Below are 16,346 nucleotides of genomic sequence, written 5' to 3'. Positions count from 1 at the left end.
ACCTGAGGCACCAAGATATAAAAAAATCCACGCGGTTGCGTGGATTTCAAATGTTTACTGGGCTTCATTAGTTGTTCAGATACTGTTGTGAAGCCAAGAAACCATTTAGACGTTGAACAAGAAGTTCATCACATCGCCATCTTTAACGACGTAGTCTTTCCCTTCTGAACGCATCTTGCCGGCTTCTTTGGCACCTTGCTCACCCTTGTAGGTGATAAAGTCTTCAAAGGCGATGGTCTGCGCACGGATAAAGCCTTTTTCAAAGTCGGTGTGGATTTTACCGGCGGCTTGCGGGGCAGTAGCACCAACCGGGATGGTCCAGGCACGCACTTCCTTCACGCCAGCGGTGAAGTAGGTTTGCAGATTGAGCAATTCATAACCTGCGCGGATCACGCGGTTCAGACCTGGTTCTTCCAGACCCAACTCAGCCATAAATTCAGCGCGGTCTTCATCTTCCAACTCTGCGATGTCGGATTCAACAGCGGCGCAAACCGCAACTACCACGGAACCTTCTTCGGCAGCAATCTTACGCACAACATCCAGATACGGGTTGTTCTCAAAACCGTCTTCGTTGACGTTGGCGATGTACATGGTTGGCTTCAGGGTCAGGAAGCTCAGGTAGCGGATCGCGGCTTTATCTTCAGCAGTCAGATCCAACGCGCGCAGCATACCGGCGTTTTCCAACTGTGGCAGGCATTTCTCCAGCGCAGCCAATTCGGCTTTTGCGTCTTTATCGCCGCCTTTGGCTTTTTTCTGCACACGATGAATGGCGCGTTCACAAGTATCAAGATCGGACAGCGCCAACTCGGTGTTGATGACGTCAATATCGTCAGCCGGATCCACTTTGTTATTCACGTGAATGATGTTGTCATTCTCAAAGCAACGAACCACGTGGCCGATAGCTTCGGTTTCACGGATGTTGGTCAGGAACTGGTTACCCAGGCCTTCGCCTTTGGAAGCCCCTTTTACCAGGCCTGCGATATCAACGAATTCCATGGTGGTGGGCAGAATGCGTTGTGGTTTGACGATTTCGGCCAGTTGATCCAGACGTGCATCGGGCATCGGTACCACGCCGGTATTAGGTTCAATGGTGCAGAACGGGAAGTTAGCCGCCTCAATACCCGCTTTGGTCAACGCATTGAACAGGGTGGATTTACCAACGTTAGGCAGACCGACGATACCGCATTTGAATCCCATGTTTATATCACCTTAAATATCTTGACTATCAACAGGTTAACATTAGCCTGCTGCATAAAGGACGAAATTATCCCGCCATTATACACGTTATGGGCAGTTATCTCGATCTGCCCGTTGCTGGCGCTATCACTTGAGGCGTGCCTTACGGCTGCTAACGCCCGGGTCGGCTCAATTCAACGTCGGTAGAGGTGTTCTGCAGGCAAGGTGCAGATCCAGGTTGAACACATCTGGCAATAGGACATGGAACGCTAATATCGGAGATTACTCTAGGTATTTGTTATCAGATATTTAGTAATATAAGTGAGTTAATGTTTTATTTAAAATGCATGTTTAACCATAAAGGCGCTCTTTTTCTGTGGTTATTATTGAGCTTTCCTTTCCCTCATCCAATGAAACAATGTGGCAACATATGATAATAAAAGCGGGTGGATCACAGCGGATAAAGAGTTACAGAACGTTAAACCGCAATACGTTACTTATCTTATGGTGGGCTATCTATATAGGTTAGAAAAATACATTAATTTCAAACTATTTTTTGTTTTAAATATGATGAATATTTAATCATGGTCTCGTATGGCAGTCATTTATTTAAGCACAATGAAATTGTATGATATTGTTTTTATTGGTATTTGTTATTTAATGGGATTATTCTTTGCACTTAGTCTGAATGGTTAATTTATTTAATATGTTATTGTAATTGCCTTTGGTTTAATAAGAATTATCTGTGATTGTTTAATGGAAATATCCTATCGCCCTTATAGGATGTTTCCGTGGAAACATAAGTATTCTCTTAATTATATTGAGGTAGGCTTAGAAGGGTAACGATAAATTTAACTATAACTATTGTTGGGCGTATTTTTTTAAGATATTATCCGCGTATTATTCGCTGTGCTATTTGAATTCAAGGAGGAATTTATTCTATGAATGGGATTGATGTGCTTTCCGCACCGATTTTATTATTACTTTCAGTTATTTCTTTTATTATTCATTTCAGGAACGAGCGGAGGAAGAGCCTGATTGAGCGGCCTTTTTTTGGTGGAAATGCGGATTTGAAAAAGAAAACTACGCCGGATGTGGTTGATGTTGTTGTGCAAAACAGCGTGCAGCCATGCTGTACCCGTAAACTGTGCCGCTATTGTCCAATAAGTAGCAGGCCAAGCAAGTGAAAATCACATTACTTGGCCTAACCGCTTAGCTAGTCGCTTTAAATGCATGCAAACGATTCATGGCTTTAGTCATACCTTCCTTCAGCAAGATCTCCGTGCAACGTAGCGACTCATCGATGGCATCATCAATCAGCGTTTGCTCTGATGCTGGCGGTTTACCCAGCACAAAGCCTACCACCTTGTTTTTATCCCCTGGGTGGCCGATGCCAATGCGCAAGCGATAAAAGTTCGGGTTGTTGCCCAGCTTGCTCTGGATATCCTTCAGGCCATTGTGGCCACCGTTGCTGCCACCTAATTTGAGTTTCGCCACCCCTGGTGGCAGATCTAATTCATCGTGGGCTACCAGGATCTCTTCCGGCAGAATGCGGTAGAAGGTAGCCAAGGCGCCAACGGCTTTACCACTCAGGTTCATAAAGGTGGTAGGAACCAGCAGCCGAACGTCGTTACCGGCCAAATTCAGGCGTGCGGTGTAACCGAAGAACTTACTCTCTTCCTTCAGCGGTTGGTTGTGGCGTTGCGCCAGTAGGTCAACATACCATGCGCCGGCATTGTGCCGTGTCTGGGCATATTCTGCGCCCGGGTTGGCCAGGCCAACAATCAGTTTGATACTGCTCACAAGAGATTCACTATGCTAGAAAAATGGAAAGGGCGTGCCCGTTGCCTGCCAGGTTGCGATCGCCTGAGGTTTCACAACGGCACAGCTCGAAATTTATAGGCCGTTAGTGTACCTGCCTGCGTGCAGAATGACAAAAATCTGGCGCCCCCCCGTGAATAGCTGAAAACTGAATAATACATTAGTAAAACAATTTAGTTACCTCGCTAATTTTTAACATAAAGTAAAGAATTGTCAGCCTTTTGTTGCCATTTGTGATCGGTCACGCAATACCCATGCTGAAATAACGACTATACTTAACTAATCAAAGTGGGATAACGAGTTAGGGTTTTCCCTCTATTGGCACATGGCACTATGGAGGTGGCATATGAAACGTAAAAACGCTGAGGTCATTGGCAACGTTTTAATGGGAATGGGTATGGTAGTGATGGTTGGCGGGGTAGGATACTCCATCCTGGCTGAAGTATCACAGTTCAATTTGCCGCAGTTCTTTGCCCACGGCGCCATCATTAGTATCTTTATCGGCGCCTTGTTGTGGCTTGCCGGTGCACGTATTGGTGGGCGCGAGCGGGTTGCAGATCGTTATTGGTGGGCAAAACACTTTGATAAACGCTGCCAAAACAACCCGCGCCGTCCGTCACATTGATTAACCACAACCAAGGATCTGGCGAACAAAGGCAAGGAAACCTGGCCGTATAAGGTTTAAGGCTATGTCCCACATCCCGTAAAAAACCCGTTGTTGCTCGCGCTTCAACGGGTTTTTTGTTTTCTGAGATGTTCACCCGAACAACCTGGCGCAGTGGAGGTAAACCGCGCCAGAGAAGGGATTAATGTTCGAACATCGCGGAAATTGACTCTTCATTGCTGATACGGCGGATAGCTTCAGCCAACATACCGGACAAGGTCAGAGTGCGCACGTTTTTCAACGCCTTGATTTCTGCTGACAGTGGAATAGTGTCACAGACGATCACCTCATCAATCACCGAGTTCCTGATGTTATCCACGGCGTTACCGGAGAAGATCGGGTGCGTGGCGTAGGCAAATACGCGCTTGGCACCGCGTTCTTTCAACGCTTCAGCTGCTTTACACAAGGTACCACCGGTATCGATCATGTCATCGACCAGTACACAGTCGCGGCCTGCCACGTCCCCGATAATATGCATCACCTGAGAAACGTTTGCGCGAGGGCGACGTTTATCAATGATGGCCATGTCGGTATCGTTAAGCAGTTTGGCGATCGCGCGGGCGCGCACGACACCACCGATATCTGGGGAAACCACGATCGGGTTTTCCAGGTTCTGTTGCAACATGTCTTCCAACAGGATCGGGCTACCGAATACGTTATCTACCGGGACATCGAAGAAACCTTGGATCTGCTCGGCATGCAGATCGACTGTCAATACGCGGTCAACCCCTACGCTGGAGAGGAAGTCGGCAACAACTTTGGCAGTGATTGGCACACGCGCAGAACGCACACGGCGATCCTGGCGGGCATAGCCGAAGTAAGGAATTACAGCAGTAATACGACCTGCGGAGGCGCGACGCAGGGCATCAACCATAACAACCAGTTCCATCAGGTTGTCGTTGGTGGGTGCACAGGTGGACTGGATGATGAAAATATCACCGCCGCGTACATTTTCGTTGATTTGCACGCTCACTTCGCCGTCGCTAAAACGACCTACAGCGGCGTCACCAAGGCTGGTGTACAAACGGTTGGCAATACGTTGTGCTAGTTCCGGGGTGGCGTTACCAGCAAAAAGCTTCATATCAGGCACGAGAAGAACCTCAGCATGCGTCCAGAGAAGATATTGTCATACGGTCTTCGCCAAGGGGCAGTTGGCGACGCCGACGCAATATACATACGGGTGTGTAAAACTAACTTGAACTGCAGAGCAGCGCAGAGATGACAGGGCCAGGTAGACGACCCTGCGCAACGACACGTTGAGCTACGGCTCAAACTGCCCGGAACGGATGCGATGTAGTGGTGAGACGTTAACGCCACGCGCTACAAATCCACGCAACCAGGCCGGGGCTTGATTTAACACCTGAAGAGCGGCGGGCTCGGAGTCGAATTCTGCAAACACACAAGCACCTGTGCCAGTCAGGCGTGACGGCGCGTATTGTAACAGCCATGAAAGAAGCTGTTCAACCTCGCGAAAACGTTTTCTTGCGATCGGTTCGCAATCATTTGCGTAAGGTGCCTGTAATAGGGCGTTCAGAGGGCGAACCGGGGTGTCTCTTTTTAATTCGGCATCGGCAAAAATCACCGGAGTGGGGATGCTGACGCCGGGATGTGCGACCAAATACCACTTTTCTGCCGGATTTGCCGGCTGTAGCTGTTCACCGATCCCTTCGGCAAATGCCGCATGGCCGCGCACAAATACCGGGACATCGGCACCGAGGGTTAGCCCCATCTCTGCCAACTGGTCGTCGCTCAGGCCACATTGCCAAAGTTCATTCAGCGCGACCAGTACCGTTGCCGCGTTGGAAGAGCCGCCGCCAAGGCCGCCACCCATCGGCAAGCGCTTGTCTATGCTGATGTCGGCTCCACGGGGAAGGGTGGCAATGGCGTGGGCCGTGCAATGTTGCTGTAACAGACGAGCGGCCCGGACAATCAGGTTCTGCTCATCTGGCACCCCTTCTACGGGCGTTAGCAGCTGGATTTGGTCATCCTGGCGGGGAACGATGGTTAGCGTATCGCCATAATCCAGGAACTGGAACAGCGTTTGCAACTGATGGTAGCCGTCTGCACGACGGCCGGTGATATAGAGAAACAGGTTCAGCTTTGCCGGGGAGGGCCATTGGTGGATCATCACTTGAGCGTCCAGTTATCCATTTTCAGCTTGATGCGTTGATCGCCCTGTTGCAGCTCAAGGCGGCTCGGTAACGGGATTTTGAGATCGGTATTGTAGTCCTGATAGGTGACAACCCAGGTCAGATCGCCCTGTTTGTAGGTCAGCTTGTTCAGGCGGTACTGGGAGTCCAGGCTGAAATCGGTAGCTTGCCCTGGCAGGCCAAGCATCCACTGGCGCAGGTTATCCAATGGGATCTGCATGCCGGTCAGCTTGCGGATCATCTCTTCCGGGTTGTCGCTGACATAGCGTTTACCCTGGTTATCCGTCAGCTGCACCCCGCTTTTTTGCACGTTCAGCTCTAGCTCGGTGCTGCCAAGTGGGTTGGTCAGCAGCAGGCGGTAGCGGTCGGGCGTGTATTGTTGCCAGAAGAAGCGGGCGTAGACTTTTTTCTGATCGGTCAGATAAGCAAAAGCGCCCCGGGTCTGATACTGCTCAAGCTGTTGCACCGCTTGCTCATGAGCGAGCCACTGCGGAGACGTCGGGCTGGTGGCCGGGCCAGGCTTGGTGAGAGTACAGGCCGTCAGCACCAGGCTGGCTAATGGGATCAGGCGAAGCAAACTAACTTTGCGGATAGGCATAACGTTTTGTTGTCCTTTTGTCCTTGCGGGGCAGTGCTGTTTAGCATTTCTGCCACCACGCTAACGGGCGAGTGGCGTAACGTCAATAATACAATGGCGCAAAAGCCTTGCAGCAAGGGTGGCGTCTGGCGTGTGGAAGATTGTAAACGATGGCGAGGTTTTTTGGGGGGGAAATCTGTGGGCGCAGTATCTTGCATCCCTACAGAGCGAGTCTTTCGCCTCAGCGCGCCACCAGGGCGCGCTTTGCCAGATCAGAAATCGTAACGCAAACGAACAACCGTCATATCGCCCAGATTATCGGTGCTGGACGTCAGCACGTGTTCAACGTCGGCGCGGAAACCGTAGTCGAACTGGAAGGAGACACCCAAGCCATTATCAATACGCTGATAATCGCGGCCAGTGGTGTACTGCAGGCGGTCGCCCATAAAGTAAGGCATGATGGATTTCACCGCGTATTCGCCTACCGGGAAGCTATAACCGGCGAAATATTCAATCCCCCAGGCATCCCCGGCGAAGTAGTTGTTCACCTGATTTTTCTTGCTGGTCAGGAAGTTGTCATACCAGCCGCCGCCAAAGCTGAGCGTCCAGTTGTCCGGTTTCCAGCTCAGTGCGGTACCAAAAATGTTCTGATTGTAGTCATTGCTTTCGCCACTATTGGGGTTACGCATCTCGGCGCTGGTGTAGTTCCAGGCGGTGCCCCAGGTCAGGTCTTTACTCAGGTGATAATCGACGCCCAGCGAGCCGCCGCCCTTGCGCTTGTAGCGTAAGCCGTTACCAGGCAGGTATTCGTCATCGTTGAACAGGTAAGCGGCGTAGATATCGGCGTCGCCCACGGTTGTTTTATATTTCAGCATGCTGCGTGAACGGTAGGAGCCGTCATAGTCGCCGTTAATGCCGTTGCCTGGTGCCTGGGCCAGCATGTCGTAATCCCAGATGTCGGTTTTGGCCCCGACCACGTCGTAATAAACGCTGTTTTGCTTACCGAAGGTCAGTTGACCCCAGGTTTTGCTTTTCAGGCCGGTATACAGCATACGGCGTGAGGTGTTGTTGGCACCCTCGGCGTAGTGATTATCCCAACTGAACAGCGCCGGGATGTTGACGCCTAACTCGTAATAGTTGATCCAACTGATGTCGTCGAACAGGTAGTAATCAGTGGCGAAGCGAAAACGGGTGCCGCCGTCAAAACCGTTGCGTTTATAAGAACCTTTATCGCCATCGCCGGTCATCATGTTGAACTGAGGACGGATACTGCCGCCAACGGTGAAAGTGAGGCGGCTAAGGGGATCGCCCGCTTGCGGATCCTGCTTTAATAAGGTGATTTCACCATGTGCTGCAAATGCGCTACAACCCGCTATCAGCCCTGCGGTAACCGCTTGGCTTAATCTACGTAATTTCATGGAACGTCCCTTCTTACGTGCTGCTCAAGATACGAAAACCCATCCATCGGCCAACAACGCCCGGGGCTTTCTGGTTTGCTCACTTTCCGATTTCAGAAAGTGAAATTATGAAACGGTTTCTGTGTAAATAATTCGCCAGCTAACTATTTGGCGGGATTATGGGAACATGTCGAAAAAATAGCAATTAAAACAATGGAGACCGTAACCCATCGCGATTATCAGTAATGTGAAATGTTAAGCCGTGGGAATACGAAGGATGTCGCCAGGCAGGTTGAAAGGGGGAGTTTGCAAGGGTTGGCGCTGCCTTTCAGCGTTTATCCCTTGAGGTTTCTGATGAGTTTGAAACATACCGAGTTTTGTCGTGCTGACTGATTTGTCCCGCCAATACCAGCGATTGGCCGGAAGATGCGGTTGTCACTTTAATTGATGTCGCGCATCAAGTAGAATGCCGGACAACGAGAACCCGTACCAAGAGAAGTATTACTCGAAGCAATGACCCTTCTGGCGTTAGGTATTAATCACAAAACCGCTCCGGTTTCTCTGCGAGAACGGGTGACCTTCTCCCCAGAGTCGATCGACAAGGCGCTGAATAGCTTGCTGCAACAGCCATTGGTGCAGGGCGGCGTTGTGCTGTCTACCTGTAACCGTACCGAGCTGTACCTCAGCGTGGAGCAGCAGGATCATCTGCATGAACAACTGGTAGCCTGGTTATGTGATTATCACCATCTGCACCCTGAAGACGTGCGCAAGAGCCTGTATTGGCATCACGGCGACGAGGCCGTCAGCCACCTGATGCGCGTTGCCAGCGGGTTAGACTCTTTGGTACTGGGTGAACCCCAGATCCTCGGGCAGGTAAAGAAAGCCTTTGCCGAATCCCAGCGTGGCCAGTCACTTTCCGGTGAGCTGGAGCGCCTGTTCCAGAAATCCTTCTCTGTTGCCAAACGTGTACGCACTGAAACCGAAATCGGTGCCAGCGCGGTATCCGTTGCCTTTGCCGCCTGTGCGCTGGCGCGTCAAATCTTCGAATCCCTTGCCGAACTGAATGTGCTGTTGGTCGGTGCCGGGGAAACGATCGAGCTGGTGGCCCGCCATCTGCGTGAGCATAAAGTGCAGCATATGATCATCGCAAACCGCACCCGTGAACGCGCTCAGGTCTTGGCGCAAGAGGTGGGGGCAGAGGTGATCTCATTGCCGGAGATTGACGCACGCCTGGCAGATGCCGATATCATTATCAGCTCCACCGCCAGTCCGTTGCCCATCATCGGCAAGGGCATGGTTGAGCGGGCACTGAAAGCGCGCCGCAATCAGCCGATGTTGCTGGTGGATATTGCCGTTCCGCGCGATATCGAGCCGGAAGTGGGCAAACTGGCGAACGCCTATCTCTACACCGTGGACGACCTGCAGGCCATTATTCAGAGCAATATGGCGCAACGGCAGGCGGCGGCCGTACAGGCCGAGACCATTGTGCAGCAGGAAAGCAGCAATTTCATGACCTGGCTGCGCTCACAAGGCGCGACAGATACCATCAGAGACTACCGTTCGCAGGCCGATCAAATCCGTGCGGAAATGGAGTCAAAAGCGCTGGCAGCGATTGCTCAAGGCGCTAACGTGGAGCAGGTGATCCATGAGCTGGCCCACAGATTAACCAATCGTCTTATTCATGCCCCTACCAAATCCCTCCAGCAGGCCGCCGGTGACGGCGACATGGAGCGGTTGCACATTTTACGCGACAGCCTCGGGCTGGATCAGCATTAGTTCTCTTTTATTAACAGGGTTTAAAACCACGCATGAAGCCTTCTATTGTTGCCAAACTGGAAGCGTTACAAGAGCGCCATGAAGAAGTTCAGGCGTTGCTCGGCGATGCCGGTGTCATTGCCGATCAGGATCGGTTCCGTGGCCTGTCGCGCGAATATGCGCAGTTGACCGACGTCAGCCGTTGTTTTCTGGAATGGCGTCAGGTGCAGGACGACCTCGCCACGGCAGAAATGATGCTGGACGATCCGGAAATGCGTGAAATGGCGCAGGAAGAGCTGAAACAGGCCAAAGCGACGACGGAAGAGCTGGAACAGCAACTGCAGGTGCTACTGCTGCCGAAGGATCCGGACGATGAGCGCGACTGTTTCCTGGAAGTGCGCGCCGGAACCGGTGGCGACGAAGCGGCCATCTTTGCTGGCGATCTGTTCCGTATGTATAGCCGTTACGCTGAAACTCGCCGCTGGCGGGTTGAGATCATGAGCGAAAACGTGGGTGAACACGGCGGTTACAAAGAGGTGATTGCCAAAGTCTCTGGCGACGGCGTTTACGGTCAACTGAAGTTTGAGTCTGGCGGTCATCGCGTTCAGCGCGTGCCGGAAACCGAATCCCAGGGCCGTATTCATACCTCTGCCTGCACGGTGGCGGTGATGCCAGCGGTACCAGAGGCGGAGCTGCCAGAAATCAACGCGGGCGATCTGAAAATCGATACCTTCCGTTCCTCCGGGGCCGGTGGTCAGCACGTTAACACCACCGATTCTGCGATCCGTATTACCCACTTGCCGACCGGTATTGTGGTTGAATGCCAGGACGAACGTTCACAGCACAAGAACAAAGCCAAGGCGATGTCGGTGCTTGGGGCACGTATCCGCGCCGCAGAGATGGCGAAACGCCAGTTGGCAGAGGCCTCTACCCGCCGCAACCTGCTGGGCACCGGCGATCGTTCCGATCGTAACCGCACCTATAACTTCCCGCAGGGGCGTGTGACCGACCACCGCATCAACCTGACGCTGTATCGTCTGGATGAGGTGATGGAAGGCAAGCTGGATATGCTAATCCAACCGATCGTGCAGGAATACCAGGCCGATCAGTTGGCTGCACTCTCTGCCGAGCCTGAATAATGGATTATCAAACCTGGCTGAAAACCGCGACCTTACGCCTGACGCACAGTGACAGCGCCAAACGTGATGCGGAGATCCTGTTGGGTTTCGTGACCGGTCGGGCCAGAACCTACTTGTTGGCATTTGGCGAAACTCCGCTGACGGCAGAGCAGGCTGAGCAGTTAACGGTGCTGCTGGCTCGCCGTGAACGCGGGGAACCGGTGGCGTATCTGGTTGGCGAGCGTGAGTTCTGGTCGCTCCCTCTGTCGGTTTCGCCCGCTACGCTAATCCCGCGCCCGGATACCGAATGTTTGGTGGAGTTGGCCCTGGAGCGTCTGCCCGCAACGCCTTGTGCCATTCTGGATCTTGGTACCGGCACCGGCGCGATTGCCCTGGCGTTAGCCAGCGAAAGGCCAGACTGCCAGCTCACCGGCATCGATCTGCAACCGGAGGCCGTGGCGCTGGCGCAGCATAACGCGCAAAAACTGGCGATTGACAATGCGCGCTTTTTGCAAGGGAGCTGGTTTACGCCGGTAGCCGGGCAAAAGTTTGCGCTGATCGCCAGTAATCCTCCCTATATTGATGAAGCCGATCCTCACCTTGGGCAGGGCGATGTCCGCTTTGAACCCGGCAGTGCGCTGGTGGCCGCCGATCAGGGGCTGGCCGATCTGGCTGCGATCGTGCAGCAGGCCGCAGATTATTTAGAGCCGCAGGGTTGGCTGTTGCTTGAGCACGGTTGGCAACAGGGTGAAAGTGTACGTACGCTGCTGAATGCCGCGGGATTTATCGCGGTGGCAACGCATCGCGACTATGGCGGCAACGATCGCGTGACTCTGGGCCAAAAACCACTATAAGAAACCAAGGAAACCATTATGGCCGCTTACATGGCGCTAAAACATCTGCATTTATTAACGGTAGCCATCAGCATTACGTTGTTTGTACTGCGTTTCTTCTGGAAGTGGCGTGCATCGCCGATGATCAACAAGCGCTGGGTAAAGATCACGCCGCATATCAATGATACGGTGCTGTTTGCCACCGGTATTGCCCTGGTGGTGATGTTCAAACTTTACCCACTGCTTGGCATGGACTCGTGGCTGACCGAGAAGTTGTTTGGCGTTATTATCTATATCCTGTTGGGCTATGTCGCATTGGGCAAGAAGACGCAAAGCTGGAATATCCGTACCTTGGCATTCGTTCTGGCACTGGGTTGTCTGTATCTGATCGTTAAACTTGCCACGACCAAAATACCGTTCTTGATGGGATACCTATGAGCAGCATTGCCGATTTCGAATTTAACACTTCCTCACTGAGTGAGGGGGTGATCCTGGTATCCAAGATCATCCGGCGGGACTTTCCGGTGGCGGAAGTTGAGCGCAAGTTACAGCAGTTGAGTGAAGAAGCGCGCGCAATCATCCCGGACGATCTCAACCAGGATCAGCAGTTGGAAGCGCTTATCGAATTGTTCTTTAAAACCTGGGGATTCGGCGGTGCCAGCGGTGTTTATCGGCTCTCTGACGCCATCTGGCTGGATAAGGTGTTGGAAGCCCGCCAAGGTACGCCAGTCTCTCTGGGAACCATTTTCCTGCATATTGCCCACCAGTTGGATCTGCCGCTGATGCCGGTGATTTTCCCCACTCAGTTGATCATGCGTGCTGACTGGCTGGATGAGGAGATGTGGCTGGTTAACCCGTTGAACGGGGAAACGCTTAACGAACATCAGTTGCAGGTTTGGCTCAAAGGTAATCTGGGGCTGGGGGCTGAACTGGAAGATGACGATCTGGACGAATCGGAAAATATTCTGGTGGTGCGTAAGATGCTCGATACGCTGAAAGCCGCGCTGATGGATGAAAAGCAGATGGAAATTGCGCTGCGAGCCAGCGAGGCAGTGCTGAGTTTTGACCCAGACGATCCTTACGAGATCCGTGACCGTGGCTTGATTTATGCCCAGCTGGAATGCAACCATATCGCCATTTCCGATCTCAACTATTTTGTCGAGCAGTGCCCTGAAGACCCGGTGAGTGAAGTGATAAAAATTCAAATCCACTCCATCGAGCTCAAGCAGGTCACGCTGCATTAATTCACTGATTCCGATTTATTAATCAATAAGGTGCAAGCATGGAACAGAAAGTAGTCAGCATTGGCGACATCAAGGTAGCGAACGATCTACCGTTTGTACTGTTCGGCGGTATGAACGTACTGGAATCACGCGATTTGGCGATGCGCATCTGCGAACACTACGTCACCGTGACGCAAAAACTGGGCATCCCTTACGTTTTCAAAGCCTCTTTTGATAAAGCCAACCGCTCATCTATCCATTCTTACCGTGGCCCAGGCCTGGAAGAAGGGATGAAGATTTTCCAGGAAATCAAAAGCACCTTCGGCGTGAAAATTATCACCGATGTGCATGAAGCCTCACAGGCGCAGCCAGTTTCCGAAGTGGTTGATGTGATCCAGCTGCCAGCTTTCCTGGCACGCCAGACCGACTTGGTTGAAGCCATGGCGAAAACCGGCGCGGTGATCAACGTCAAGAAACCGCAGTTCGTCAGCCCGGGCCAGATGGGCAATATCGTCGATAAATTCAAAGAAGGCGGCAACGATCAGGTTATCCTGTGCGATCGTGGCAGCAACTTTGGCTATGACAACCTGGTGGTCGACATGTTGGGTATCAACGTGATGAAGAATGTGACCGGTGGCCATCCGGTGATCTTTGACGTGACCCACGCCCTGCAAACCCGCGATCCGTTTGGTGCTGCTTCAGGCGGCCGCCGCGCGCAGGTTGCCGAGCTGGCTCGTGCCGGTATGGCGGTAGGTTTGGCTGGCCTGTTTATCGAGGCACACCCAGATCCAAGCAATGCCAAATGCGATGGTCCTTCGGCGTTGCCGTTGGATAAGCTGGAACCGTTCCTGGTACAGATGAAAGCCATCGACGATCTGGTGAAAAGCTTCGCTGAGCTGGATACCAGCAACTAACTGCTGCTGGCAAACCCTCTCCTGGCCCATGATGTAGGGGCGCTGCATGCTGCGCCCGTATGGAGAATCAATGGGTTAGGTAGGTTGGGGTGTTCGATTTCTACAAACTCAGCAATATTGCTACTTTGTCAGCGATTTGAAGGCCCGACATTAATTTGTCGGGCCTTTTGCTTTACTGGCCGTTAAGCGCGGTGAGTGCCTCGGGCAAGGTGGGATAGAAATGCAGCTTGCCATCGATTGGCTTCATGCGCGCACGAGCCAGGGTTTTTAACGGCTGGAACGGAATATCGGTGATCACCAGCTGTTTTTCGGCGGGCAGGGCGTCGATATAACGTTGCAGCGCGTTGAGCCCCCCGGCATCCAGCACCGGTACGGCATCCCATTGCAGTACGATGGTGTGGTAGTTTTCACCGCGTACCAGCAGATCGTTGAACACGCGTTCGGCAGCGGCGAAGAACAGCGGCCCGTTGACGCGTAGCACCAGCCGGCCATCCTCGGCGCTCAACTCGCTCAGGCGGGTCATGCGTGCGATTCGGCGCATAAACAGCAGTGAGGCCAGCACGATGCCAACGGTAATGGCAATCACCATATCAAACAGTACCGTCAGCGACATACACAGCAGCATCACCAAAATGTCGTCTTTCGGCGCCCGGCGCAGCAGATAAACCACTTTATGCGCCTCGCTCATGTTCCAGGCGACCAATAGCAACAGCGAAGCCATCGCCGCCAGCGGTAAGTAGGACAGCCACGGTGCCAGCACCAGCAAGGACAGCAGCACCATTAACGAGTGGATGATTGCCGAAACCGGTGAGGTTGCTCCTGCTCGCACGTTGGCTGCCGAGCGGGCAATGGCGGCCGTCGCGGTAATGCCACCGAAGAACGGGGCGATGATATTCCCCGCGCCCTGGCCAATCAGTTCGGCGTTGGAGTGGTGCTTTTTGCCCGTCATGCCATCCAACACTACCGCGCATAGCAGCGATTCGATCGCCCCAAGCATCGCCATGGAAAAGGCAGCCGGTAACAGGGCGGAAAGCAGCTGCCAGCTCAGCTCCGTTGGTTTACCGTCGCCAGCAGGCAGATGCCATGGCAACAGCCACTGCGGCAGGATCGGCGGGATACCTTGGCCTTGGCTGCCGTCTGCCAGTTCGAAACTGAAACGAGAGCCAATGGTCGCAACCTGATGATCGAACTGTGCCAGGATAGCCATCACCGCGGTGCCTGCCAACAAGGCGGGCAGGTGGCCTGGAATACGCAGCCCCAGCTTTGGCCAGAGCAGCAGGACCACCAAGGTGACCGCGCCAATCAACGTATCGCCATAGTCCAGGGTGGGTAAAGCATGCAACAGCGCATTCACCTTACCGATGTAGTTTTCCGGTACTTCCGCCAGCTGTAAGCCAAAGAAATCCTTCACCTGCATGGTAGCGATGGTGATGGCAATCCCGGAGGTAAACCCAAGCGTGACCGAAAGTGGAATGTATTCGATCAGGCGGCCAAGCCGCGCCAACCCCATAATCAGCAGGAATACGCCGGACAGCATGGTGGCAATCAATAAGCCAGAGAGCCCAAACTGCTGTGACACGGGGAACAGGATCACCACAAACGCCGCGGTGGGGCCGGAAACGCTGTAGCGCGAACCGCCGCTGACGGCGATCACGATGCCAGCAATGGCGGCGGTATACAGCCCATACTGCGGAGGAACGCCGCTGGCAATGGCCAGCGCCATCGCCAGGGGTATGGCAATGATGCCGACGGTCACCCCGGCAATGGCATCTTTCAGCAGACGTTGAAGGGAATAGGGCTCGCGCCAGCAGGCATCTATCAGGGCGCTAAAAGGGCGGATACCGTTGATTTCGTGCGTTTTCATCTAAGTTGCAAACCAAGTCTATAAAAGAGAACGGAATGGCGGGCCATGGAGGTCCGTCTCGGAATAGCTGGTAGATACCATACCCCTTTCTGTCCGCCGATACCTAGATTTGTATCAAAGCATCACGATTGCGATTAATTTATATTTGTTCAGCGGACTATTCGCGCCAAGCGCCAGCCTGTGCAGATCGTCCGCTGTGGAGTGGGGGAAAAGCGCAGCTTTTATCGCTTAGTGTACTGCGGGCAAGGGTAAGCCTAGAAACTGAGCAAGAGTGCTGACCAGCAGATGATGGTCTTCGAGCTGCGGGGAGCCAGAAAGAGAGATGGAACCGACACAACCCACATTGAGCAGGTTGATGGGGAATGCGCCACCGTGGGCGGCATAGTCACGTACGCTGAGGCCATATCTCTCCTCCAGCGTCACTTGCCGTTGTTGCAGGCGTAAACCCACGGCATAAGAGCTTTTATGGAAATGGTTGACCACGTTGCGCTTGCGCCGCACCCAGTCGGCAATGTCTGGCGTTGCACCTGGCAGGGCGTAATAAAACAGCGTTTGTCCGTTTAGCTGAATTTCGATAGCGATGGGTAATTGGCGATGTTCTGCGGCATTTTTTAGCGCTACACCCAGCTCCCACGCGGTGGTATGGTCGAAATGGTGGAAGGTAAGGTCCGCTTCTTGTGTCGCCAGCGCTTGCAATTCATCATCGATATTCATCAGATTTTCCCCGTGGTGTGATGGATAACAGACTATCCTGAACTGAGGATAGGACATAGATTGCCTGGCAATAACATATACCCGCCTAGCCGTTATCATTTTGACTATCGTAGGGGCGCTGCATGCTGTGCCCGTCTGGA

At 53.0% G+C, this 16,346-nt stretch carries 16 protein-coding genes; 8 read left to right on the top strand and 8 right to left on the bottom strand.

Annotated elements, in window-relative coordinates; all coding sequences use genetic code 11:
* Window positions 1-105 precede the first annotated feature (105 nt).
* Complete coding sequence (gene ychF, locus WN53_RS22995; protein ID WP_021181096.1) at window positions 106-1,197, bottom strand: redox-regulated ATPase YchF; 1,092 nt, start codon at window positions 1,195-1,197, stop codon at window positions 106-108.
* A 920-nt stretch (window positions 1,198-2,117) separates the two neighbouring features.
* Here ychF and WN53_RS28740 point away from each other — a divergent pair.
* A complete protein-coding gene (locus tag WN53_RS28740) occupies window positions 2,118-2,363 on the top strand; it encodes a hypothetical protein (protein WP_021806703.1) in 246 nt (81 codons plus the stop codon).
* Between the two features lie 25 nt (window positions 2,364-2,388).
* Here the strand turns inward: WN53_RS28740 and pth are convergent, their stop codons facing one another.
* A complete protein-coding gene (pth, locus tag WN53_RS22990) occupies window positions 2,389-2,979 on the bottom strand; it encodes an aminoacyl-tRNA hydrolase (protein ID WP_021806702.1) in 591 nt (196 codons plus the stop codon).
* A gap of 364 nt (window positions 2,980-3,343) precedes the next feature.
* On the opposite strand from pth, the gene ychH reads away from it, so the two are divergent.
* Window positions 3,344-3,622, top strand: coding sequence for a stress-induced protein YchH (ychH, locus tag WN53_RS22985; protein ID WP_024485438.1), 279 nt, complete (start codon window positions 3,344-3,346; stop codon window positions 3,620-3,622).
* A gap of 181 nt (window positions 3,623-3,803) precedes the next feature.
* On the opposite strand, the gene prs is transcribed toward ychH, so the two are convergent.
* The 4 genes from prs to WN53_RS22965 form a co-directional block, all read right to left on the bottom strand.
* Window positions 3,804-4,751, bottom strand: coding sequence for a ribose-phosphate diphosphokinase (gene prs / locus WN53_RS22980; protein ID WP_002211240.1), 948 nt, complete (start codon window positions 4,749-4,751; stop codon window positions 3,804-3,806).
* Window positions 4,752-4,922: 171 nt separating this feature from the next.
* Window positions 4,923-5,789 (bottom strand): 4-(cytidine 5'-diphospho)-2-C-methyl-D-erythritol kinase, encoded by an 867-nt coding sequence (gene ispE / locus WN53_RS22975; protein WP_024485437.1) that lies wholly within the window; start codon window positions 5,787-5,789, stop codon window positions 4,923-4,925.
* Window positions 5,789-6,409, bottom strand: coding sequence for a lipoprotein insertase outer membrane protein LolB (gene lolB / locus WN53_RS22970; RefSeq protein ID WP_046808313.1), 621 nt, complete (start codon window positions 6,407-6,409; stop codon window positions 5,789-5,791). Before lolB ends, ispE begins: the two co-directional genes overlap by 1 nt.
* 251 nt (window positions 6,410-6,660) lie before the next feature.
* On the bottom strand, window positions 6,661-7,806 hold the full coding sequence (locus tag WN53_RS22965; RefSeq protein WP_024485436.1) for a porin: 1,146 nt from the start codon (window positions 7,804-7,806) through the stop codon (window positions 6,661-6,663).
* Between the two features lie 492 nt (window positions 7,807-8,298).
* Here WN53_RS22965 and hemA point away from each other — a divergent pair, with 492 nt between their 5' ends.
* From hemA to kdsA, 6 genes are read left to right on the top strand one after another with little or no spacing between them, the layout of a single operon-like run.
* A complete protein-coding gene (gene hemA / locus WN53_RS22960) occupies window positions 8,299-9,561 on the top strand; it encodes a glutamyl-tRNA reductase (protein ID WP_024485435.1) in 1,263 nt (420 codons plus the stop codon).
* Window positions 9,562-9,593: 32 nt separating this feature from the next.
* A complete protein-coding gene (gene prfA, locus WN53_RS22955) occupies window positions 9,594-10,679 on the top strand; it encodes a peptide chain release factor 1 (protein ID WP_024485434.1) in 1,086 nt (361 codons plus the stop codon).
* Window positions 10,679-11,512: a peptide chain release factor N(5)-glutamine methyltransferase gene (prmC, locus tag WN53_RS22950; protein ID WP_024485433.1), complete on the top strand. Its 834-nt coding sequence runs from the start codon at window positions 10,679-10,681 to the stop codon at window positions 11,510-11,512. Before prfA ends, prmC begins: the two co-directional genes overlap by 1 nt.
* An 18-nt stretch (window positions 11,513-11,530) precedes the next feature.
* Window positions 11,531-11,929 carry a SirB2 family protein gene (locus WN53_RS22945; protein WP_024485432.1) on the top strand — a complete coding sequence of 133 codons (399 nt, stop codon included), beginning with the start codon at window positions 11,531-11,533 and terminating at the stop codon, window positions 11,927-11,929.
* The gene (sirB1, locus tag WN53_RS22940) at window positions 11,926-12,735 is read left to right on the top strand and encodes an invasion regulator SirB1 (RefSeq protein WP_021806696.1); all 810 of its coding nucleotides are present in this window, start codon (window positions 11,926-11,928) and stop codon (window positions 12,733-12,735) included. Before WN53_RS22945 ends, sirB1 begins: the two co-directional genes overlap by 4 nt.
* Before the next feature lie 38 nt (window positions 12,736-12,773).
* Complete coding sequence (gene kdsA, locus WN53_RS22935) at window positions 12,774-13,628, top strand: 3-deoxy-8-phosphooctulonate synthase (protein ID WP_024485431.1); 855 nt, start codon at window positions 12,774-12,776, stop codon at window positions 13,626-13,628.
* Between the two features lie 172 nt (window positions 13,629-13,800).
* Here kdsA and dauA read toward each other — a convergent pair whose 3' ends face one another.
* Entirely contained in the window at window positions 13,801-15,492 is a 1,692-nt protein-coding gene (gene dauA, locus WN53_RS22930) for a C4-dicarboxylic acid transporter DauA (protein WP_024485430.1), read from the bottom strand.
* A gap of 228 nt (window positions 15,493-15,720) precedes the next feature.
* Complete coding sequence (locus WN53_RS22925) at window positions 15,721-16,206, bottom strand: heme-degrading domain-containing protein (RefSeq protein WP_024485429.1); 486 nt, start codon at window positions 16,204-16,206, stop codon at window positions 15,721-15,723.
* Between the last annotated feature and the right edge of the window lie 140 nt (window positions 16,207-16,346).

It is taken from the genome of Serratia fonticola (assembly GCF_001006005.1).
Classification (GTDB): Bacteria; Pseudomonadota; Gammaproteobacteria; order Enterobacterales; family Enterobacteriaceae; genus Chania; species Chania fonticola.
The sequence above is the reverse complement of the archived record's forward strand: the minus strand, read 5'-3'. Positions and strand labels throughout refer to the sequence as shown.

Bases quoted from the DNA above. Each gene is read 5' to 3' on its own strand.
- ychF (WP_021181096.1), bottom strand. From the start codon at position 1,197: ATGGGATTCAAATGCGGTATCGTCGGTCTGCCTAACGTTGGTAAATCC.
- WN53_RS28740 (WP_021806703.1), top strand. From the start codon at position 2,118: ATGAATGGGATTGATGTGCTTTCCGCACCGATTTTATTATTACTTTCA.
- ychH (WP_024485438.1), top strand. From the start codon at position 3,344: ATGAAACGTAAAAACGCTGAGGTCATTGGCAACGTTTTAATGGGAATG.
- ispE (WP_024485437.1), bottom strand. From the start codon at position 5,789: ATGATCCACCAATGGCCCTCCCCGGCAAAGCTGAACCTGTTTCTCTAT.
- lolB (WP_046808313.1), bottom strand. From the start codon at position 6,409: ATGCCTATCCGCAAAGTTAGTTTGCTTCGCCTGATCCCATTAGCCAGC.
- WN53_RS22965 (WP_024485436.1), bottom strand. From the start codon at position 7,806: ATGAAATTACGTAGATTAAGCCAAGCGGTTACCGCAGGGCTGATAGCG.
- hemA (WP_024485435.1), top strand. From the start codon at position 8,299: ATGACCCTTCTGGCGTTAGGTATTAATCACAAAACCGCTCCGGTTTCT.
- prfA (WP_024485434.1), top strand. From the start codon at position 9,594: ATGAAGCCTTCTATTGTTGCCAAACTGGAAGCGTTACAAGAGCGCCAT.
- prmC (WP_024485433.1), top strand. From the start codon at position 10,679: ATGGATTATCAAACCTGGCTGAAAACCGCGACCTTACGCCTGACGCAC.
- WN53_RS22945 (WP_024485432.1), top strand. From the start codon at position 11,531: ATGGCCGCTTACATGGCGCTAAAACATCTGCATTTATTAACGGTAGCC.
- sirB1 (WP_021806696.1), top strand. From the start codon at position 11,926: ATGAGCAGCATTGCCGATTTCGAATTTAACACTTCCTCACTGAGTGAG.
- kdsA (WP_024485431.1), top strand. From the start codon at position 12,774: ATGGAACAGAAAGTAGTCAGCATTGGCGACATCAAGGTAGCGAACGAT.
- dauA (WP_024485430.1), bottom strand. From the start codon at position 15,492: ATGAAAACGCACGAAATCAACGGTATCCGCCCTTTTAGCGCCCTGATA.
- WN53_RS22925 (WP_024485429.1), bottom strand. From the start codon at position 16,206: ATGAATATCGATGATGAATTGCAAGCGCTGGCGACACAAGAAGCGGAC.